Source organism: Aquirufa nivalisilvae (assembly GCF_003143535.1).
GTDB classification, from domain to species: Bacteria; Bacteroidota; Bacteroidia; order Cytophagales; family Spirosomataceae; genus Aquirufa; species Aquirufa nivalisilvae.
The window spans coordinates 1,612,180-1,634,017 of sequence record NZ_CP029346.1 but is presented as its reverse complement, the minus strand read 5'-3'; the positions used below and the strand labels follow the sequence as shown (position 1 = coordinate 1,634,017).

General features: G+C 35.1%; 18 protein-coding genes and 1 tRNA gene. 8 read left to right on the top strand and 11 right to left on the bottom strand.

What is annotated here, in order from left to right; translation table 11 throughout:
• Positions 1-36 precede the first annotated feature (36 nt).
• Entirely contained in the window at positions 37-1,986 is a 1,950-nt protein-coding gene (locus HME7025_RS07225) for a thioredoxin domain-containing protein (RefSeq protein ID WP_109322990.1), read from the top strand.
• Here the strand turns inward: HME7025_RS07225 and ruvC are convergent.
• Positions 1,979-2,551, bottom strand: a complete 573-nt coding sequence (gene ruvC, locus HME7025_RS07220) for a crossover junction endodeoxyribonuclease RuvC (protein ID WP_109322989.1) — start codon at positions 2,549-2,551, stop codon at positions 1,979-1,981. The genes HME7025_RS07225 and ruvC overlap by 8 nt on opposite strands.
• A gap of 20 nt (positions 2,552-2,571) precedes the next feature.
• On the opposite strand from ruvC, the gene HME7025_RS07215 reads away from it, so the two are divergent.
• A complete protein-coding gene (locus HME7025_RS07215) occupies positions 2,572-3,201 on the top strand; it encodes a polysaccharide deacetylase family protein (RefSeq protein ID WP_109322988.1) in 630 nt (209 codons plus the stop codon).
• On the top strand, positions 3,198-3,968 hold the full coding sequence (locus tag HME7025_RS07210; RefSeq protein ID WP_109322987.1) for a TatD family hydrolase: 771 nt from the start codon (positions 3,198-3,200) through the stop codon (positions 3,966-3,968). The genes HME7025_RS07215 and HME7025_RS07210 overlap by 4 nt, the downstream gene beginning before the upstream one ends.
• Here the strand turns inward: HME7025_RS07210 and HME7025_RS07205 are convergent.
• Positions 3,957-4,706: an ATP-binding cassette domain-containing protein gene (locus HME7025_RS07205; protein WP_109322986.1), complete on the bottom strand. Its 750-nt coding sequence runs from the start codon at positions 4,704-4,706 to the stop codon at positions 3,957-3,959. The genes HME7025_RS07210 and HME7025_RS07205 overlap by 12 nt on opposite strands.
• Before the next feature lie 14 nt (positions 4,707-4,720).
• Between HME7025_RS07205 and HME7025_RS07200 the strand changes: the two genes are divergently transcribed.
• Entirely contained in the window at positions 4,721-6,196 is a 1,476-nt protein-coding gene (locus HME7025_RS07200; protein ID WP_109322985.1) for a xylulokinase, read from the top strand.
• Between the two features lie 34 nt (positions 6,197-6,230).
• Here the strand turns inward: HME7025_RS07200 and HME7025_RS07195 are convergent.
• Positions 6,231-6,314, bottom strand: a tRNA-Leu gene (locus HME7025_RS07195).
• 71 nt (positions 6,315-6,385) lie between these two features.
• Positions 6,386-7,624, bottom strand: coding sequence for an ABC transporter permease (locus tag HME7025_RS07190; RefSeq protein ID WP_109322984.1), 1,239 nt, complete (start codon positions 7,622-7,624; stop codon positions 6,386-6,388).
• Between the two features lie 65 nt (positions 7,625-7,689).
• Here HME7025_RS07190 and HME7025_RS07185 point away from each other — a divergent pair, with 65 nt between their 5' ends.
• Complete coding sequence (locus HME7025_RS07185) at positions 7,690-8,961, top strand: asparagine synthetase B (RefSeq protein ID WP_109322983.1); 1,272 nt, start codon at positions 7,690-7,692, stop codon at positions 8,959-8,961.
• Here the strand turns inward: HME7025_RS07185 and HME7025_RS07180 are convergent.
• Genes HME7025_RS07180 through HME7025_RS07155 form a run of 6 tightly spaced genes read right to left on the bottom strand, consistent with a single transcriptional unit; the run spans position 8,958 to position 17,761 of the window.
• Positions 8,958-10,937 (bottom strand): ArnT family glycosyltransferase, encoded by a 1,980-nt coding sequence (locus HME7025_RS07180; RefSeq protein ID WP_161956222.1) that lies wholly within the window; start codon positions 10,935-10,937, stop codon positions 8,958-8,960. The genes HME7025_RS07185 and HME7025_RS07180 overlap by 4 nt on opposite strands.
• Positions 10,938-10,977: 40 nt before the next feature.
• Positions 10,978-12,048, bottom strand: coding sequence for a DegT/DnrJ/EryC1/StrS family aminotransferase (locus HME7025_RS07175; protein WP_109322981.1), 1,071 nt, complete (start codon positions 12,046-12,048; stop codon positions 10,978-10,980).
• A 2-nt stretch (positions 12,049-12,050) separates the two neighbouring features.
• Positions 12,051-13,271 (bottom strand): ABC transporter ATP-binding protein, encoded by a 1,221-nt coding sequence (locus HME7025_RS07170; protein WP_109322980.1) that lies wholly within the window; start codon positions 13,269-13,271, stop codon positions 12,051-12,053.
• A gap of 5 nt (positions 13,272-13,276) precedes the next feature.
• A complete protein-coding gene (locus tag HME7025_RS07165; protein ID WP_109322979.1) occupies positions 13,277-14,080 on the bottom strand; it encodes an ABC transporter permease in 804 nt (267 codons plus the stop codon).
• Between the two features lie 5 nt (positions 14,081-14,085).
• Positions 14,086-15,144, bottom strand: coding sequence for a hypothetical protein (locus tag HME7025_RS07160; protein ID WP_109322978.1), 1,059 nt, complete (start codon positions 15,142-15,144; stop codon positions 14,086-14,088).
• 4 nt (positions 15,145-15,148) lie between these two features.
• On the bottom strand, positions 15,149-17,761 hold the full coding sequence (locus tag HME7025_RS07155) for an SLBB domain-containing protein (protein WP_109322977.1): 2,613 nt from the start codon (positions 17,759-17,761) through the stop codon (positions 15,149-15,151).
• Between the two features lie 122 nt (positions 17,762-17,883).
• On the opposite strand from HME7025_RS07155, the gene HME7025_RS07150 reads away from it, so the two are divergent.
• Complete coding sequence (locus tag HME7025_RS07150; RefSeq protein ID WP_394336386.1) at positions 17,884-19,764, top strand: DNA topoisomerase IV subunit B; 1,881 nt, start codon at positions 17,884-17,886, stop codon at positions 19,762-19,764.
• Here HME7025_RS07150 and HME7025_RS07145 read toward each other — a convergent pair.
• Positions 19,761-20,069 carry a tetratricopeptide repeat protein gene (locus HME7025_RS07145; RefSeq protein ID WP_109322975.1) on the bottom strand — a complete coding sequence of 103 codons (309 nt, stop codon included), beginning with the start codon at positions 20,067-20,069 and terminating at the stop codon, positions 19,761-19,763. The two genes, HME7025_RS07150 and HME7025_RS07145, sit on opposite strands and share 4 nt — an antisense overlap.
• Positions 20,070-20,125: 56 nt before the next feature.
• Between HME7025_RS07145 and HME7025_RS07140 the strand changes: the two genes are divergently transcribed.
• Together HME7025_RS07140 and HME7025_RS07135 are read left to right on the top strand one after the other, a co-directional pair.
• Positions 20,126-20,857, top strand: coding sequence for an electron transfer flavoprotein subunit beta/FixA family protein (locus tag HME7025_RS07140; protein ID WP_109322974.1), 732 nt, complete (start codon positions 20,126-20,128; stop codon positions 20,855-20,857).
• Between the two features lies 1 nt (position 20,858).
• Positions 20,859-21,815 (top strand): electron transfer flavoprotein subunit alpha/FixB family protein, encoded by a 957-nt coding sequence (locus HME7025_RS07135; RefSeq protein ID WP_109322973.1) that lies wholly within the window; start codon positions 20,859-20,861, stop codon positions 21,813-21,815.
• The last annotated feature ends 23 nt before the right edge of the window (positions 21,816-21,838 follow it).

Here is a 21,838-nt window from a genome sequence, read left to right as displayed (position 1 = left end):
TAAATTTGTACAAATTTACGAAAATCCTCTCTTTTAATGAACAAGCTTCAACACCAAGTTAGTCCCTATTTATTGCAGCACCAACACAATCCTGTACACTGGCAGCCATGGGGTCAGGAAGCGCTTCAGCAAGCTAAAGACGAGGATAAGTTAATTTTGGTTAGTATTGGATATGCAGCTTGTCATTGGTGCCATGTGATGGAGAAAGAATGCTTTGAAAATCAAGAAGTGGCTGATTTAATGAACAAACATTTTATCAATATTAAGGTAGATCGAGAAGAAAGACCAGATGTGGACATGATCTACATGGATGCTATTCAACAAATGGGTTTATCGGGTGGTTGGCCATTGAATGTATTTTTATTGCCTTCTCAAAAACCATTTTACGGAGGAACATATTTCCCCAAAATGAAATGGATGAATATCTTGAGCTCTGTGCAAAACGCCTTTCAAGAACATCGTGCAGAATTAGAAGCTTCAGCTGAGGGATTCGCCAATTCAATTTCAGATCATGCTTCTTTATTTCAAATAATGGATTTAGAAGCTAGTCCTAGCTTTATCCCCATGAGTTTGAAAGTTATCGTAGGAAATATGGATCCAATTTTTGGTGGCATGAATAAAGCACCCAAATTTCCTTTGCCTTCCTTATTGAAATTTATAGAGTCTGTTCCTGCTCCATTAGCTCAACAAACCAATGCCTTTAAGGCTTCTGAAACCCAACTGAATAGAATGGCCCAAGGAGGAATCTTTGATCAAATAGCGGGTGGTTTTTCTCGTTATTCTGTTGATTCAGAGTGGTTTGCTCCACATTTTGAAAAAATGCTTTATGATAATGGGCAGTTGTTGGAAGCTTATGCCAAAGCATATGGACGCACTAAAAATCCTCTTTATTCGGAAGCAATAATTCAAACAATTCAATTTTTAAAGTCGGAATTGCTGGCAGAAAATGGCTTGTATTATGCTTCCTTAGATGCTGATAGTGAAGGTGTTGAAGGATTATTTTATATTTGGCATTTTGAAGAAGTTAATCGGATTATTCCTTCTCTTACCCATCCTGAATTTTATCGATCCTATAGTATTTTATCCAACGGTAATTGGGAAGACAGTCGAAATATTTTATTCAAAAAAGAGGCTATTCTTAATGATCAATTTAAAGATGAATTGGCCGCATTGGCAGCCGAAAGAAAAACTAGAATTAGACCAGAAACTGATACCAAGCAAATTTTAGCGTGGAATGCTTATGTTTTATCTGGCTTGGTTGCTGCTTATCAGTCTCTTCATTCAGCAGAAATTAAACAAGATGCATTGGACTTAGCAGATGCCATTGAAAAACACTTATTAAAATCTGACGGATCTTGTTTGCATCAGGCTTCCTACTCAGGTCATCCCATTGATGGTTTTTTAGATGATTATGCAGCAACTGCTTTAGCTTATATTCAATTGTATTTAGTAACATTTGATAGAAAATACCTGAATTTAGCTACTTGCCTTGTGGAGAAAGCAACGGAAATATTTGAATCAAAAGAAGAAGGATTTGCTTTATATAATTATGCTCAAAATAAAGCGCAGGAGCTAATTGCAGATAAAGTCGAATTTACAGATTCGGTATGTCCTTCCTCTAATTCCATGCTTTGCGAATCATTGCTTTGGTTAGGATTGATACAATCACAGGTTGAATGTACTATGCGAGCCCAACAAATGCTTGAAACTGTCATGTCAAAGGCTCAGGCTAATCCTGCTTATTTCTCCAACTGGTTACGCATTTATTCTCAATGGTTTGAAAACCCTCAAGCTCAGGTCAAATTCAATGATTCTTTTGTTGTGGAACAAGAAATATTGGACTCTTTAATCGCATTAAATTGCACCTTGATTCCTGTGGATAATTTGCCTTCAAACAAGCATTTTTTAGTTTGCGTCGGAAACCATTGTTTAGCACCTGTAAGTACCATCGAGGAACTACATGAACAATGGCGAGAGCTTATTTAATTCTTTCTGGGTTTTCAGAGACAAAGGCCCCCCAGCCCTTTTTAGTACCTTTGACAGAAGAAGAAATGTTGTTTTGATGGAAGTGATGGCAAATGGCAATTCCTAATGCGTCAGTGGCATCAAATAATTTGGCATCCAATTTGATGCCAGTTATTACCTCGACCATTTTAGCTACTTGCTCTTTGGATGCATTACCGTTGCCCGTTACCGATTGCTTGATTTTTTTAGGTTCATACTCCACAATGGGTATTCCCTTGGAAAATGCCAAGGACATAACCATACCTTGAACACGGCCTAATTTCAACATGGATTGAATATTTTTTCCAAAAAATGGGGATTCAATAGCTATTTCGTCAGGTAAAAATTCTTCAATGATTCCCAATACACGTTCATGTATTTTTAGAAATTTAGCCCCCTGAGTCGTGTATTTAGTCAGATTCAAAACACCATATTGTAGGACTGTTACTTTGGCTTTATCTACTTTTAATAATCCATATCCCAAAAAGCGGGTACCAGGGTCTATACCTAAAATTATTTTTTCTGCACCTGAACTAGTAATTTGCATGAATATTGGATCTGAAATACATGTTCATTCATCGTTTACCTTCTCTAGTGCCAGCTATTTTTCCTAGTTTGATTTGGGATAAAAAAGCAGATGCCAAAGAAAATCAAGTGTATTTCACTTTTGATGATGGACCTAGTCCTGAAATTACCAATTTTGTTTTAGAAGAGTTAGATAAATATCAGGCAAAAGCCACTTTTTTTTGCATTGGTAAAAATATGCGCTTATTTCCAGATTTAGCATTGACAGCTCATGCCGCAGGACATAGTTTAGGTAATCATACCATGAACCATCTCAATGCTTGGAAAGTATCAGAGGATGATTATCGCATTAATAAGCAAGCATGTGATGAGGTTTTTCTGGACTTAGATATACCTAGTGTAGGTTTTAGACCTCCTTATGGTCGAGTTAATCGGGCTATCATTAAAAATGCAACCAATTTAGGACCTATTTTCATGTGGTCTTTGTTGACCGGAGATTATAATTCGACTTTATCTCATACATCTATAACTAGAAATTGCCTAAAGAATATTCAAGCTGGTTCGATCATTGTTTTTCATGATAGCCAAAAAGCATTTCCGCATTTAAAAGTAATTTTACCAGAATTTTTAGCCTATTGTTATGACAATGGCTTCCAATTATCCGCCCTATGATAGATACCCACGCACATTTATATGATGAGCATTTTACACAGCAATGGGATGTTCAATACAATGAAATGAAAATGGCTGGTATTGAGGAAGTATGGTTGCCAAATTGCGATCAAGATTCATGGTCAGCTTTATGGAGTTTATATCAAGCAAATACGTCATTTTGTAAGCCGATGATAGGTTTACACCCAACCTACGTCAAAGAAGATTATGTACAGCAATTGGCATTTTTTGAACAAGAACTACAAAGTAAAAAAGTACTAGCTATTGGTGAAATTGGTTTAGATTATTATTGGGATGTTAGTTTCAAATCTCAACAAATTGCAGCTTTTGAAATGCAATGTCATTGGGCGTTGGAGCATCATTTGTGGATCGATGTTCATTGTAGAAAAGCCTATGCCGATTTACTGGCTATACTTAAAAAGAAAGAATTCAAAGAGTTAACAGGTATTATTCATTGTTTCTCTGGGGATGCTCGAGAAGCCAATACCTTGGTTGATTTGGGTTATACTTTGGGAATTGGAGGTGTTTTAACGTATAAAAATGCTAATCTCCACCATGATATTCAAGATGTTCCACTAACCCAATTGGTTTTAGAAACAGATGCACCCTATTTAAGTCCTGTGCCTCATCGAGGAAAACCTAACTCCCCTGCCTACTTAGGCTTAATTGCTCAAAAATTAGCAGATTATAGAGAAATGCCTTTGGCAGAAGTAATTCAAATAACCACGCAAAATGCGCAGGCTTTGAAAGCTTATTCAAACATTTAATAATGTATCTATTTTTTCCTTCCAAACCCTCATGGCTTGTTGCAATTTAAGGACATGCTTATTTTGGGATTTTTTGAATTTTACCCAATCACCCTGAAATATCAATTTACCTTGATGTAATATTCCGACTTGCTGACTTAGACTTAATATGTCTACTAAATCATGACTGATAAGCAGACAGGGTATTTTTTCTTCTTCAACCACCTGCTTGAAAATTTCAGAAAATTCTAATTTTTGCTCGGTATCAAGTTGACTAAAGGGTTCGTCTAAAACCAATAATTCAATTGGCTTGCTGATGGCTTCCAATAAGGCCAATTTTTGCCTTTCTCCTCCAGAAAGATGTTGAATTTTTGTGTTTTTAACAGATTTAAGTCGAAATCGTCTTACATTTTTCTGAATAAATTTTTCTAAATCTTGACTAGTCATTTTTTGACCTAGACGACGAAGGTATTCCTCCACCGTATGGTGCGGCATTAAATGCAGGTTTTGAGGTACATAGCCTACTTCTTTAAATACCTTGATCAAACGATCCATTTGGGTGTTTAATTCTTTGCCATTAACTATAATGGAAGCACCTGGTTGAATGGTTTGTCCAACAACAATGTTAGCAATAGTACTCTTTCCTGAACCACTTTTCCCGATGAGAGCAAATATTTCACCCGCTTTTACTTGAAAATGTATATGGTTTAAAGCAAAATGACTTGTAACTTGGTGGTGATTAATTTGAATCTCTAACATTTAAATGACTTTTTATGCTACTGTGTGGAATTGATGTAGGCACATCTTCGATTAAAGTTAGTATTGTTGATGCTGCTAAGCAAACAGTTCTTTTTTCTTGCTCTTATCCAGAGACAGAAAATGAAATATATTCACCTCAACCAGGCTTTGCTGAACAGGATCCTGCTCATTGGTGGTATTGTACCCAACAGGCCCTTTTAAAGGGAAATGCCTCGGGAACTTATAATCCATTGGACATTCATGCCATTGGTATTTCGTACCAAATGCACGGTTTGGTTGTTTTGGACAAAGATTTGCAAGTACTAAGGCCATCCATTATTTGGTGTGATTCCCGAGCAGGTGCTTTAGGTGAAAAAGCTGCTTCTGCTCTTGGTGAGGCTTATTGTCAATCACATTTATTAAATTCTCCAGGTAATTTTACTGCTTCAAAATTAGCTTGGGTAAAAGTTAATCAACCGGAGATATTTGAAAAAATAAAGCATGTTGTTTTACCGGGTGATTATATTGGTGCTCAATTAACTGGAAATCTAACTTGTACTCCATCTTCTTTATCAGAAGGTATTTTTTGGGATTTTAAGGAAAATAGAATTTCGAATGAATTGTTAACTCATTTTGGGTTTTCTAAGGATTTATTTCCAACCATTCAACCTGTTTTTTCAGATCATGGTCAAATCTTACCCCAAATTGCTACGAGTTTAGGTTTGAACGAGTACGTTAAGGTGACATACAAAGCAGGAGATCAACCTAACAATGCTTTGTCATTAGGAGTCTTGGAACCCGGTGAAATTGCGACTACAGCTGGAACATCAGGAGTAGTATATGGTGTAAGTGATGAATTAAAATATGACCAAGGAAATCGGGTCAATTCATTTGCTCATGTAAATTATCAAGAATCTCTTAGAAGAATTGGTGTGTTAATGTGTATCAATGGAACAGGAATTATGAACCGTTGGTTGAAGCAAAACTTTTTTAGTTCAAGTTCATATCAACAAATGAATGATTTAGCTTCACAGTCAGAAATTGGTGCTAAAGGCTTAATTGTTATGCCTTTTGGGAATGGTGCAGAACGAATATTTCAAAATCGAGTTATAGGAGCTAGTTTCCAACACTTAGATTTAAACCGTCATCAATCAGCAGAGATTTCAAGATCCGTTCAAGAAGGCATAGCTTTCTCTTTAGTTTATGGAATCGAATTATTGGATAAAGTGGGAATCACTCCTCAGCGATTAAAAGCTGGGTTAGCCAATATGTATTTAAGTCCTGTATTTAGTCAGAGTATAGTCAATGCTACTCAAATATCGGTTGATTTAATGGATTCAGATGGTGCTATGGGGGCAGCATTGGGGGCAGGAATTGGCATTGGATACTTTAACTCGCCCAAAGAAGCTGTGTCTCAGTTGAAAATTCGTAAGACTATAGAACCTGATTTGAAATTTACTGAAGAAACAGTGCAGGCATATCATAATTGGAAAAATTACTTGCCCGCTTAAAAAAGTAAAAGCCTCCTGAAATTCAGGAGGCTTGTACCCAGAGCCGGAGTCGAACCGGCACGGGCTTGCACCCACGGGTGTTTGAGACCAGCGCGTCTACCAATTCCGCCATCTGGGCAATTCTTAATTGCGACACAAAAGTACTTCAAATCCTTCGATTAATCAAGTACCTATTTAATAATTTCTTAATTATTCGTAGCGTAGAGCATCTACAGGGTCTAATTTAGAGGCCTTAAATGCAGGGTAAATTCCTGAAAATAAGCCAACTAAAATACAAACAATAATACCCGTAATCATCCAAACCCAAGGGATAATAAAGCTAGCACTACCAGAGCTAATGCCTTGAGCAATGAGGTTTCCAATGGGTATTGCTAATACAATTCCTCCTAAACCTCCTAATAGACAGATAACAATGGCCTCTATCAAGAATTGTTGCAAGATTCTAAAAGGTGTCGCTCCTAATGATTTACGAATACCTATTTCTCTTGTTCTTTCTGTAACTGATACCATCATAATATTCATTAAGGCGATTGCTGCTCCTAATAAGGTAATAAAGCCAATGACAAAGCCCCCGATACGTAAAGAAGAAGTAATATTTTCAAAGCTTTTAGCAATTGAATCTGAGCGATCAATGGAAAAAGAATCTTCGGCGCCTATGGGATCCATTCTAACTTTACGCATGGCCCCTCTAGCTTCTTCCATAAAATCATCTAGGTTTTTTACTTTGGTAGAAGAAGTCGTAATATCAAAGGTCAAATTTCTACCTACAGCCATTTTCCTGCCTGTTTCTAAAGGTACCATGATCACACGATCATCTCCCCCACCCATCATGCTTCCTTTTTTCTCTAGAATACCAACTACTTTTAGTTTTTGTCCACTGACAATGATTTCAGAATTGACTGGGTTTTCTTTTTCATACAACTGATCAATGACATCAACACCTAACAAACATACATTATTAGCGTGCTGAAACTCATGGGTGGAAAAATTTCTACCCAGACCAACTTTGTAACCTTTCAGCTCCATGAAATTATCATCTATTCCTACTAAGCGAGTATTGGGATTGGTCTTTTTAGAAGCATGTTTAGCTATGGCATTGAAATTTACATTCGTTTTTAAGGATACTTTTCCTTTGGAACTAAATAAAGTCTTATATCGACTAGCTTGTCGGTAATCAATATTTTTAAATCTCTTTTCTCTTTGACCTTCTCGTCTTATTTGCATAGCAGGTCGATTTCTAATGTCAAAAGAATTAGCCCCTAAACCCGAAAATGAATTATCTACAGAGCTCTGAATACCATCTATGGCAGTTAAAATTCCAACTAAAGACGTAATTCCAAGCGAAATGATTAAGGCCGTTAAAACCGTTCTAAGTAAATTACCTTTGATCGATCTTAATCCTTCAAATACGTTTTCCTTAAGATTCATGTTGTTCTCCTACCGTTTAAATTTTACCTTGCAATTTATTAGATAATTTACGTCTTAAGAAACCAATGAAAGGGCTAATTCTTCCATTAATCATTTTTTGTTCTTCATTCAGCTCTATACTAGCAAATAAGCTATTGATTCCAATGGATGAGAGCCAAACGAACCATTTAAAAGCCTATGGTTTTACCTACAAGGTCTTGCAAGGAGAAGATGCTAAAGTTTCTTGGCTTTTGAATTACAAAGGAGGATCTTTTCTGATGGAATATTATCCTAATTTTTCAAAAGATTTATTAAGTAAAGGAATTTCTTATCAAATCATCTCAGATCAATCAGCTAATCAAATTTTAGCTGAAGTCAATTCTGAAAGTTCAAATATGGAACAAGCTACCTTGCAAAAGGTTCCTAAAATAGCGCTTTATTCTCCCAAATCGGCCTCTCCATGGGATGATGCCGTTTCATTGGCCCTCACCTACGCTGAAATACCCTTTGAGACGATTTATGATCAAGATGTGCTCGATGGTAATTTGGCTAAATACGATTGGGTGCATTTGCACCATGAAGATTTTACCGGACAAATGGGTAAGATGTTTACCCAAAAAGATCAAGTTTGGTATCAATTGCAATTGCAGGAAGACCAGCAGATGGCTAAGAAAAATGGTTTTTCAAAAGTTTCTCAAATGAAAGGAAAAGTGGCATCCATGATTAAGGACTTTATGTTAGGTGGCGGATATCTATTTGCTATGTGTACTGCTACGGATACATTTGATATTGCTTTAGCAACTTTGGGAATGGATGCTGTTCCTGCATTTTACGATGGAGATGCCACATCGTCCAATATTAGCGCTGATAATTTGAATTTTAAAAATACCGTTGCTTTTAAAGATTTCTCCTTAATTCTTAATTATCGAGTAAACGAATTTTCCACCATTGATTCGGCTCCCAATTATACTCAAAGGCCTATTGCAGAGGAGAATGATTTTTTTGAACTCAATGAGTTTTCTGCTAAATCAGATATGATTCCCTGTATGTTAACGCAAAACCACCAGCAAGTTATTCACGGTTTTATGGGACAAACAACTGGTTTTGCGAGTTCAACAGTTAAATCAGAAGTAACTATTTTAGCCGAAAATGAAAGTTTAAAGGAAGTGAAATACTTGTATGGACAAGTAGGAAAAGGATTTTTCGCTTTTTTAGGAGGTCATGATCCAGAAGATTATCAACATTTTGTTAATGAAGAACATACCGATTTAAGTCTTCACAAAAACTCGGCAGGATATCGATTAATATTAAACAATATCTTATTCCCTTCTGCCAAAAAGAAAAAGCAGAAAACTTAGTGCAGTTTTCTTAAATAATAATCTTCTCCACGTACCAAGACCCCTTCTACCATCGTTGTATCCGTTCCTAATCGAATATCTCCTTTTTGAGGTTGAAATACGTTTTTGCTAAAAAATAAGTATTGAGCTTCAGCGGGAATTGCTTGAATGCCCTGTTCAAATGGGTTTAGCGGAATTAATTTTCTGCTAAATTTTGCGCCCCATAATGGATATTCAAAATCATCATTAATTGTACCAAGTGCAACTGTTGCATTAACAGGTACTAATTTTTCAAAGTTTTGATATGCTTTTGTGATGTCTGGTCGATTGATGGTTAATGCCGATACCCTGTCAAGTTCTAATATGGACTTTTTCCCATAAGCATTAAACGGTAATGCTCGAATATTGAGACCTAACGTCAATATGGCGGATAAACTGATAATGACAACCACGGACCCCAAAATTATACTCGATATAAAATGTTGCTTTCTTTCGAAGATATAGCTGGAAATATAGGTTAACACAGGAAACAAATAGATAGCGGAACTTATCATATAACGCCCTTTCCAAGGATCATATGCTGCTGTAAATGCCAAAGTTGCAAAATGGATGGCAAATGCAAGTGAAAACAAGCCCAGAGTCCAATTGGGTCTTCTAATAAACATCAATAAACTGGGTAGTACAATGAATATAAAAATGCTACCATAAATTGGACTACCATTAAAGTATTCAAATCGTTTATCGAACGTAAATGGAATAATGGTGAATTCAGTTACTTTTTCTAAGCCTAAATGCAAACCATGGTCAATTACTCTAAAAGGTGCTTTCATGGCATGATTAAGCTTTTCAACCACCATGATGTTTCTTAGACCATCAAAATTAAATAAATCAAATCCATACCTGACCACATTTCGGCTTCCTTGAATCAATAAATTACCTAAACTTCCTGCTCTTTCAACTGATTGATGTTGCGTGGCTGTTGGAGGTCCAATAGGATGTCCATAATGTATATAATTAGCGATGTAACCTGTAGCTGCTACATACAAGACTGCACCTAAAAAGTGAGCTATAAATAAGTGCTTTATGACAAATATGGCCCGTTTTTTTATGGCTGGCATAAAGCAATAGGCATACAAAATAAGTAATGGAATGAATGAAAATACAAAGGTTATTTTATGACTTAAAGCTAAACCAAATGTTAAACCAGCTAAATATAAATAAATGGTTTTCTCTTGTTTTTTATATGCTACTAAGTAATATACAATCGTGCACAAATATGCTGCAAGTACAATATCCGTTTCTGTGGTAATGGATTGCATCAGAACATTAGGCAGGAATAAAAAGATGATGCTTAAGAATAACCTAGTTTTGAATTTAATTCCTAGATTTTTGAGTATTCCATAAATTCCAAAAGATAAAATCCAATATGATCCAATGTTGGGAAGCTTGAATAAATATTCATTGTAGCCACTCATTAAAAAGGGATACACTTGTAAGGAACAAAAACTTCTTGGATATGTGTCTATATTCCAATTAGTGCCTATAAAGTGAGACATAGTGCCTCGTTTGAGGAAATAAATGACTCGATTCAAATGCCCAGTCATGCTGTCCCATTCATTGGGAGGACTATTGAATACCAAAGAGGTTTGTAAGACACAAATAATCAGGAAAGACCAGAATAGACAGGCAAAAATAAATCGCTCAATACCTGATAACTTGGAATAGGTTTGATGTGTTGTTTGAATTGCTGAACCTATAACTTTAAAAGCAGATATATGTTCCATTTCAAAGGCAAATACAGGTCTTTGAAAAAAATAATAGGTCAATGAGGTTATGAAAAATGGAATAATAGCCCATAAAATACGGCTATCCCAAAGCCCAAAGGCAGATAATCCATAACCTGTTAAAATAACACTACTTGTATAAATGGTAAACCCTATAATTAGGATCTCTTCTAAGTTTTTGTTTGAAATCTTAGACGCTACCTTGTAGTTCATCAATATAAATGAAATGAATGCTATCCAATACATCGTTTTTTTAATTAAAGGATTGATTCACTAAATCCGAAATCAGTCTAATTTCATCTTCTTTAATTTCAGCACTTAAAGGTAAACACAATACTCTTAATGCTATATCTTCTGATACTGGGCAAGACTGTTTATCCACAAAACTAAGTGTATTCAAAGATGGGTAGAAATATCTTCTTGGATTAATTTGTACGGCATTTAACTTAGAAACAGCTTTTAATAATGAACCTTCAGTCGGAAACATCACAGGATAGTAACTGTAATTCCTTTCCATGACAGGATTGAATTGAATCGCATCTCCAGGTACTTGTAACAGACTATCATATAGCTCACATGCCCATTTACGGTAATTTCTAATTTGTTCAAAATGACCTAGATTCACTAATCCCATTGCCGCATGAAATTCTGAATTCTTGCCATTAATTCCAGCTGAGAAATAATCGTCATTTTTATGTCCAAAGCTCCGCAATTCAATGATTTTAGCGGCTAGTTTTGAATCATTTGTCACCACAGCTCCACCCTCAACACTATGGAATACTTTAGTTGCATGAAAGCTACAAGTGCTTACAGTACCATAATTGAAAATAGATTTTCCCTTATAGTTAACTCCAAACGCATGTGCGCCATCATAGATGAGGGGAATGTCATAAGCAGCCGCTATTTCTTCCTGAGCTTCTAAGTCGCCCGCATTACCATATACGTGAGTAGTTAAGATAGCTTGGGTATTCGAAGTAATTTTCGACTTAATTTGAGCTGATTCTACTGTTAGGCTATTGGCGTCTATATCTGCGAAAATAGGTGTAGATCCTTCCCAGAGAATGGAGTTTGAAGTAGCACAGTATGAGAATGGTGTAGTAATAACTTCACCTTTTACTTGTAGTGCTTTTAAAGCCAATTGCAAGGCAATGGTGCCATTGGTGACAAAAATAACATGCTCTACTTGTAAGTAATCGCGAAGTTTCTGCTCTAATTCTCTTAATAAGGGCCCATCATTGGTTAAATGATTGCTCTCCCAAATACGTTCTAAATAGCTGACATATTCTTTTAAATCAGGCAAGAACGATTTGGTAACATGTAGCATAATTAGATAGAATCAGATAGTTGACGAATTGGAAAAGGAAATACTGGTCTTACATAACCCGGCCATTTGCCATACCAGGTAGTATCTTCCCTGAAATCAGCAATCTCAAAGTTAAATACTTCCTCGAAGTTATATAAGACAATGGACTTATCCTTGACAACCATAAAAGAAATAAGGTAAGTCCCATCATTTAAGAAATGGCCCGGAATCTCCAAGTTAGCTTGTACTAATCCTATTCCAAAGTTTCCCGGAGGTGTGCCTACATTAAATACGCATTCACCAGTGCTAGCAAATAAATGTAAACTGATGTTTAATTGCTGGTTAGGTTCTGTATTCCAAAATTCAATACTAATATTAATCTTGTTCCTAATATCTAAATAAGTCTGCCCTTCTAGCAATTCAGGAATTAATGTAGCTTTTTTCAAGCGAATCTGCTGAGACCCTGGAGCGGCATCAAATGACTCATAACTTTGTTCCAAACGATTGGTTTGAAGCGCCGCCATATAATTGGAAAGCACCTCTCCTGTTTCCCCAAATTGCTTTACCCTACCCCTTTCAAGGTGTAAGGTTTTATTACACAAATTAGCTACAGCCGTCAAGTTATGACTTACAAACAAAATGGTTTTATCATTGGCTGCAACTTCGCGCATTTTACCTAAGGACTTCTTTTGGAAATCTGCATCTCCTACCGCAAGTACTTCATCTACAATGAGAATTTCAGGGTTTAAATGCGCTGAAATAGCAAATCCTAAACGAACATACATTCCAGAGGAATATCGCTTAACAGGTGTATCTAGAAAGCGGGATATTTGTTCACCAGCAAAATCAACAATTTCATCAAATTGCGATTTTATCTCATGCTTAGACATACCTAAAATTGCACCATTCAAAAAGATGTTTTCCCTTCCAGTTAACTCTGGATGAAAACCTGTTCCAACCTCTAATAAGCTTGCTACTTTACCTCTTACATGAATTTCACCACTTGTAGGTTTTGTAATCTTACTTAAGATTTTTAATAATGTAGATTTACCCGCCCCATTACTTCCAACAATTCCTAGTTTGTCACCACGATTTAATGCAAAAGAAACATCATTGACTGCCCAAAAAATTTCTTTTTCTTCTTTGGTCAACAAGTTTTTCAAGCCATTCTTTATACTAACAGCCCCTTTATTGGCTGAAAGCTCGTACTTTTTAGAAATGGAATCGACTTCAATAATGTGCATAAATGTTATAAATAATCCACGAAGGAGTCTTCTCTTTTGTCAAAAATGATAATGCCTAGGATAAATACCAAAATACTAGCAATGATACTTATACCTAAGTTTTGAACTGTTAGTAAATCGTATTGGCTAATTAAGCAAGCTCTAAACATTTCTACTAAACCTGCTAATGGATTTAATATATTGTAATATAAAAACCATGATTTTTCTGATAATTGTTTCGTCGTATAAACAATGGGAGTAGCAAAAAATCCATATTGTACGATCAAAGGAATGATTTGTTGTACATCCCGGTATTTAACAGAAAAGGAGGCAAATATTAAACCAAATCCTAAGGCAAATAAACTAGTAATCAGTAATGCCAATGGCAGTAAAACAATATAAGGAGATATGCTTTGATGTAAACTAAGTGTCAAAATTAGATAAACAGCTAATCCTACTACGAAATCGACTAATGAAACAGCAATAGAAGAAAAACAAATAATTAAACGCGGAAAATAGACTTTAGAAATTAAGTTACTATTCACTAATATAGAGTTGCTAATTGCCTGAAGTGAATTAGCAAAATAATTCCAAAATAGGATGCCTGAAAATATCACCAATTGAATAGGATAACCCGATAAGTCTTGAATTTTTGCAACCTGTTTATATGCAAATAAAAATACTAACATGGTGGCCACTGGCTTAACGATAGCCCAGCTTAAACCTAAAATAGTTTGCTTGTATCTAACGGAAATATCTCTTTTGGCTAAGATGACCAATAACTCCCAATCACTACTAATCTCCTTGATTTTCTGTTGTATAAGATTCATGTAAACTAAGCCATTAATTCTCTATAAACACTTCCTATATAAATCAATAAGGATGTTATTAACATGCCTATGACTACAGCTACTAAGGTAATGGGACCCCAAAAATAAACCTCAATTTTAGTAGGAAGCTCAGAATCTGAAATGATTGTAAATAAAGGAGACTCTTTAATAAGTGAGAACTTCAGGTTATCAAAATTTCGTACAGCTTCAAAATACATACTTTGTAGCTGAGAAGAATTCATTTGTAACCTTTCTGCTGTAATTCTAGCTCTTTGATAAATGATCTGTTGATTTTGGTCATTGTAATTCGCTAGTTTACCTTGGGTATAGTACAAAGCTGAGCGCAGTGAATCTACCCTTTTATCCATAATCACTAAAAGTTCTTTGGATTTTTTAGTTTTTGTTTGAATGTAGAATTCAGTAACCGTTTTCAAATATAACTTAGACCATGTATAACTCAACGTATCATTACGTGTTTCAACCGTCATAGTTAAAAAGGATGATTTTGGGTTTTCATTACTAATTACCGTATTTCCTTTTAAATATTCATAAATGGCGTTCATGATATTTCTATCTTGCTCATTGGCTTGACTTGGATCTGAGATTTTAAAACGGTAGTTAAAGAAATCATCAGGTAAATCACTCCACTCGTGTTTTTTCAAATCAGCCTTTTGTAAGAAGAAATTGGCAAATAAATCCTCTTTGTCTCCAAACTTGACACGGGTTAACAAGGCTTTTCTGAACAGAGCTTTTGTTTTCAAAAGTTCTTTGAAATTTTCCCCGCTAAATAGTGAATTACTAGCAGTAAATCCTCCCAATCCTAAGCTACTAGCTATATCGGCTAATCCTCCGCCACTTGATCCTTCAGAATCCATGACAAACACGATTTGAGCCTTATAAATTTTATTTTGACTACGAATAATCTCAACACTAATACCTGCTGCAAAACCAATAAATGCCCCTATGAGTAGTTTTTTACGATTCTTTTTGAAAAAAGGAATCAATAAAAAGCACTTAAAAAGTAAGCGCTTGAAAGAAAATTGATCAGATCTTAACTCTGCCATGTGATTAGTTTGATGTAGCCTTAATCAAGGTAATAATACCAATTAAACTAGTAAGGGTTCCTGTGAAGATAGATACAACTGATACAATTTGTTGTCCAGTAGCCACTTTAGATTTCTTAGGAACAATAATTTCAGCCCCTTGTTCAATTTTAGGATGAAAACGAAAGAATAAAAATGATTTCGTTCTTTTCACTGATCCATTAGAATAAAGTACATAGGCTCTTTTTCTAGCAGAACTAGATGTAAACCCTCCTGCCTCTGAAATGAAATCATAGAATGATTTTCCATCTAAATACTTCACACTATTAGGATAAAGAACTTCACCTGAGACTTTAACAGTTTGTGGTTCTTTCGGGATATCAATAATATCACCTTCTAAAACGTATAAATCATCTTCACCACCTGGGTTTTTTAATGCTTTTACTAAGTCGATACCAATAGTTTCTTTCGTCTTATTAGCAATGGCTTGTTCTCTTGGTGCAGTAATTCCAGTGAAGTTATCTTGAATTTCATTTAATTGCTCCGTTCTTCTATTTTTCTCAAATTCTGTTAATTGAATTTTACGAATCAACTTAGCTCCTTTAGGATAAGCTTGTCTATTTAAACCACCTGCTCTTGTGATAATTTCACTTAAACGTTCATCCTTCTTTTCCAAGCCATAAACACCAGGATAAACAACTTGTCCTTGAATGGTAATGAATTGTTGCAACTCATAATTAGGCGAAGAGCGAATAAATACCTCATCGTAAGGCTGTAATTCAAAAGTTGAAGCAGTTTCGTCTAATTGCAACTTCTTACTAATAGAGAAACGTATAATCTCAGCTATTTGCGAATTGATTGGCGTATTGTCAGCCAAATTCTTTTTTCTTCTAACAATTTCAACCACGCCTGTAGCAGCAGATTCTCTTAAACCACCAGCTTGTAGGATTAAATCCTCTACAGTCATTTTTTCTACAAATGGGAGTGTTAATTTTAATTGACGATTGATCAATTGATTCGCAGCTTCATTGGATTTCAACTCCTCCGATATTTCACTTTCTATCTGAACAGCATTGTTCTCCGAGTTAATTTTATCAGTATTAGATTTGATTGCATTTTCTTGTGAACTAGAAACCTTACCACCGTTGGATTCTAATTTATTGCTACCGTCCAATTTATTATCCAAAATGATATCGTTTCGCTTTAAGTTGATTTCACCATGTATAGTAACTGTATAGCCTTCTTTCAAATCTAAAATGGAGAAAATGGAAACGTTATCTTCTCTCCTTAATGGAATATCCTTTGATTTGTTATTTAAAATATCCTTTAAATTAACGGACAAATTTGTTTTAGATAAATCTGGATTGATACGTTGAATCAAAACACGATCCAAGAATGCATTTTCTTTTAATCCTCCGGCTCTATCTATTAATTTCAATAAGCTTGGACTTCCTTCTAGCGCAAATTGGCCAGGTCTAAATACCTCACCTACGATGGTTAGCTTATTTTCAAAGCGATCCTGATTAACTGATTCTACCTGTATGATATCTCCCGTTTGTGGACTAAATGAATCCATCAATGCTGCATTTAGGTCAATTAACTTACGTTCACGATTAGTGTAACGAGTAATCTTTACTAATTCCTTAAAAGCATCTTCTGTAAAACCGCCAGCAAATTCTTGAATTACTTTTGTCAAACTCTCCTGTGACTTAATTTCAAATAAAGCTGGCCTCTTAACCTTCCCTTTTACTTCAATTCTATTTTTATAGACTCCAACTTTAATGATATCTTGGTCGTGAATATTGACATCATTTTTCTGAATTCCAGCTGTTAAAAAATCATATAAATCAATCGTAGCAATTACTTTTTTATTTCGGATTAATTGAATCTCACGATAAGTACCATTTTGATTAGGTCCACCAGCTAAATATAAAACGTTCATCACTCTTGCTAAGGAAGGAACAGAATAAGTACCTGGGAATAATACCTCTCCTTGAACCGTTACATTAACGGTACGTATGCTTCCTAATGAAATAGAAGCATATAAATTAGTACTGCTGGGGCCACTACCTTCTTTACGAAGTCCAACAAAAATTTGAGATAGTTTAGAAATAATTCTACTTTTTGCTTCTTCTATCGTTAAACCAGCCACATATACATTACCAATTCGGTTAATCTTCACGTAGCCGTCTGGACTAACTGTTAGGTTGTAATGATCTTCTGAATATCCATTGATATCGATGATTAATTCATCATCTGGCCCTAAAACATATGATTTAGGTGTAGCTATTTTCAAATTAGGTTCAAAAGTGCCTGTTTTATTATTAAAGATAGAATAACCGAAAATTCGTTTTCTAAGGTTATAAACAGCAGTATCCTCATTGGCTATTTCACCAGCGTTTCTTTTACGCTCAGCCATTAAGCTATCGTAATTTTGCTTTTGCTTGGGTGTTGTCGTAATAGTTCTACGACCCACATTAGCTTGATTTTGAGGCTGAGTTCTGATTTGACTATTAGAAGGATTATTGTTCATTCGGTCTAAAAGCTGACCTTGTACTCCGAATGGAATCGTTTGACTCATCATTTTTGTACTTAACAACAAAATTGCCATTAAGACAAAAGAAAACTTTTTGTTCATAAAGTCTTTTATTTCTAATTTGACTGCAAATTAAAGAAAAAACATGATTTAATGCTAACTTTAAAGCTAATTGCACGATCGAGTAACGTGTTATTTAAATTAATATTGACAAAAATTATCTAGTGGAAGAAATTAACAGTACCCCCCCGATTTATAACGATGACAGTATCCGATCTTTAGATTGGAAAGAACATATCCGATTAAGACCGGGAATGTATATTGGAAAATTAGGAGATGGTTCATCTGTGGACGATGGTATTTATGTGCTCGTGAAAGAAATCATGGATAATTCCATCGATGAGCACATGATGGGTAACGGAAAGGTTATTGAAGTTAAAATTTCAGATCATAAAGTAGAAGTTCGAGATTATGGTCGCGGAATACCATTAGGTAAAGTCATTGATTGCGTTTCAAAAATTAATACGGGAGGAAAGTATGATTCTGGCGCTTTCCAGAAATCAGTTGGTCTAAATGGTGTTGGTACAAAAGCTACCAATGCACTTTCTCAATATTTCAAGGTACAATCATATCGAGATGGTCAAACCAAATGGGCGGAATTCTGTAAAGGTGAATTAACTGCTGAATCAGATGGATTTGAAGCATCTAATGCCAAAAGCGGAACACATGTCTGCTTTGAACCAGATAATAGCATATTCAAAAATTACCATTTCATTCCCCAGTACCTGGATTCCTTATTCTGGAATTATGCTTATTTGAACGCAGGATTGTCCATTAATTTTAATGGGGAGAAATATTTTTCTCAAAATGGATTATTAGATTTATTATCTAAAAAGACCAATGCCGAAGAAAATAGATACCCTATTATACATTTGAAAGGCAATGATATTGAATTAGCTATTACGCATAACAACCAATACGGGGAAGAATACTATTCGTTTGTCAATGGTCAAAATACGACGCAAGGTGGTACCCATTTAGCTGCATTTAGAGAAGCCATTGTTAAAACGGTCAGGGAATTTTATAAAAAGGATTTTGATCCTTCTGATGTTAGAGCAAGTATCGTTGGTGCAATTGCTATTCGTGTTCAAGAGCCTGTATTTGAATCTCAAACTAAGACAAAATTAGGTTCTACAACCATTTCTCCAGATTCTAATTCAACTTCCATTCGCTCCTTTATAGGAGATTTTGTTAAAACAGAATTAGATAATTTTTTACATAAGAACCCGAGCACTGCAGATGCCATTTTAAAGCGGATTTTGCAATCGGAACGAGAAAGAAAGGATATTGCAGGTATCAAAAAATTAGCCAATGAAAGGGCAAAAAAAGCAAATCTTCACAATAAAAAATTAAGGGATTGTCGTGTTCATTTACCAGATGAAAAATCAGATGCTCGACATGATACAATTCTATTCATCACTGAGGGAGACTCAGCTAGTGGATCAATTACTAAATCTAGGGATGTTCAAACCCAAGCCGTATTCAGCCTTCGAGGTAAGCCTTTGAACTGCTTTGGTTTGACTAAGAAAATCGTATACGAAAACGAAGAGTTTAATTTATTGCAACATGCCTTAGATATCGAAGATAGCCTTGATAATTTGCGTTATAATAAAATTGTAATTGCTACTGATGCCGATGTGGATGGGATGCACATTCGCTTATTGATTTTAACTTTCTTTCTTCAATTCTTCCCTGATTTAGTTCGTAATGGGCATTTGTATATTTTAGAAACTCCCCTATTTCGTGTTAGAAATAAAAAAGAAACGATCTATTGTTATTCTGACGAAGAAAGAAGAAATGCGATTGAAAAATTAAGTCCTAAGCCAGAAATTACTCGATTCAAAGGATTAGGTGAAATTTCTCCAGAAGAGTTTGGAACTTTTATCGGGGAAAATATCAAATTAGAACCCGTGATTCTTGAAAAGGAATTTACGATTCCTCAATTATTGACCTATTATATGGGTAAAAATACACCCGAGAGGCAAAAATTCATTATTGAAAATTTAATTATCGAAAAAGACTTAGAAGAAGTGTTGTTAACTTAAAAGTTTAGTTCCCATAATTGCCTTAATTCATGCAGCGCTTTGCTTGCACTTCCAATTTCGGCCACCTCAATTCCTTTTTTTACTACTAGTTTGGCTTTGTCGTCTTGTTCTAATTCAATTAACAAGTCGGCAAAGCTATAATACGTTGGTATGTACATAGGGAATTGTTTCATCAATTGATCAAAAACAGTGATTGACCCACTCATATCCCCTTCTTTCTTTAATTCTAAAGCCATTAAATAATAATTGAAAGGGTTCTCTGGCTCCTCTTTTATTTCATTTTTTATAAATTCTTTACGCTCCATTTTTGTAATTTTAAAAACAAATTAGTATGCTTGCATACATTTTTATTTAATCGCCTATGAAAATCTTAGTTTGCATATCAGTCGTACCTGATACGACTTCCAAAATTACACTAGATTCAACAAATACTCGTATTAATTCAGAGGGTATAACTTTTATTGTTGGTCCCTACGATGATTATGCCCTATCAAGAGCCATTGAAATCAAGGAGCAAACCCAAGCTGAATTAGTGGTTTTACATGTAGGATCTTCTGATTCTGAAGCATTAATCAGAAAATGTTTGGCATTAGGTGCAGATCGAGCTGTTCGAATTGATACGGCAGCATTAGATTCTTACCAAGTAGCTCAAGAAATCATTCACTATGCCAAAGATCAATCATTTGATCTCATTATGATGGGAAAGGAATCCATTGACTATAATAGTGGCATCGTTCATGCATTAGTAGCTCATGGTTTATCCTACAATCATTTTTCACCAGTGATGCATTTGGATTTAGATACAGATAAATTAATCCTAGAGATTGAAACTGATTCAGGTAAATCAAAAGTTAGCACAACACTCCCTGCGGTATTAGGATGTCAGGAACCCATCGCAGAATGGAAAATACCTTCTATGCGAGGTATCATGACAGCTAGAACTAAAGAAATAGCTGTAATCTTCCCTAATCATTCAAATTTTGAACAGCATATTGCTGCTCATGTGGTTGAAACGGAGCGCTTACAAAAAATGATTCCTGCTGAAAATGCAGAATCATTAATCGACATATTAAAAAGTGAAAACCTGATATAAGATGAAAAATTTAGCAGTATTTGTAGATAGTAAAAACGGTCAAATTTCGGAAAGTTCTAAACGCTTATTGGATCTTTCAAGTAGTTGGCTTGTACAAAATGGATTAGAAGGGATTTATGTATATGGTTTCGAAGAACAATCATCCGATTCATTTAATTCGTTCAGTTCTATTAAGCAATATATCCATATCACAATTCCAGGATTAGTAAATAATAATCAGGTCATTGCCCCACTATTGGAGGATATTAAGCAAAAAGAAATAGGTCAATTCTTTTATGTAAAATCATTACTGGTGGATAGCATCGCTGCATTTTTTGCAGAATCATTATCGATTCCACTAGTTTCTAATGTACTTAAATTAGCAAAAGTATCTGATGGTTATCAATTGACTAAATCGATATTTTCAGGAAAGGCAACATTAACTACTGAGATAAATAATAATTCATTTATTGCAGCATTTAATAAGTCGTTTACGTTTGAAACTACCTCTCAGGCAGGTAATTCAGCCATAAGTCAAGCTGTAATTGCATTAGGAACTGATGCTCAAAATAAATTAATTGAAAATTATCCCTTAACGGGTGCAATTCCATTGCCAGATGCAGCCATTGTTGTAGGTGCTGGAAGAGGCTTTAAAGATCCTTCCAACTGGGGTATTGTAGAAGATTTAGCAAAAGAATTGGGAGCTGCAACAGCATGTTCAAAACCTGTTTCTGACCTAAATTGGAGACCTCACCACGAGCACGTTGGACAAACTGGAGTTAAAATAGCTCCTAAATTATATATAGCATGTGGTATTTCTGGTGCCATTCAGCATTTGGCAGGAGTTAATGGTTCAAGAAAAATTGTCGTTATCAACAACGATCCTGAAGCACCTTTTTTCAAGCATGCAGATTATGGTATAGTTGGAGATGTATTTGATGTACTTCCTAGATTGTTAAATAAGCTTAAAAGCCATTAATTTTAGGCCATTTTTTGATACAT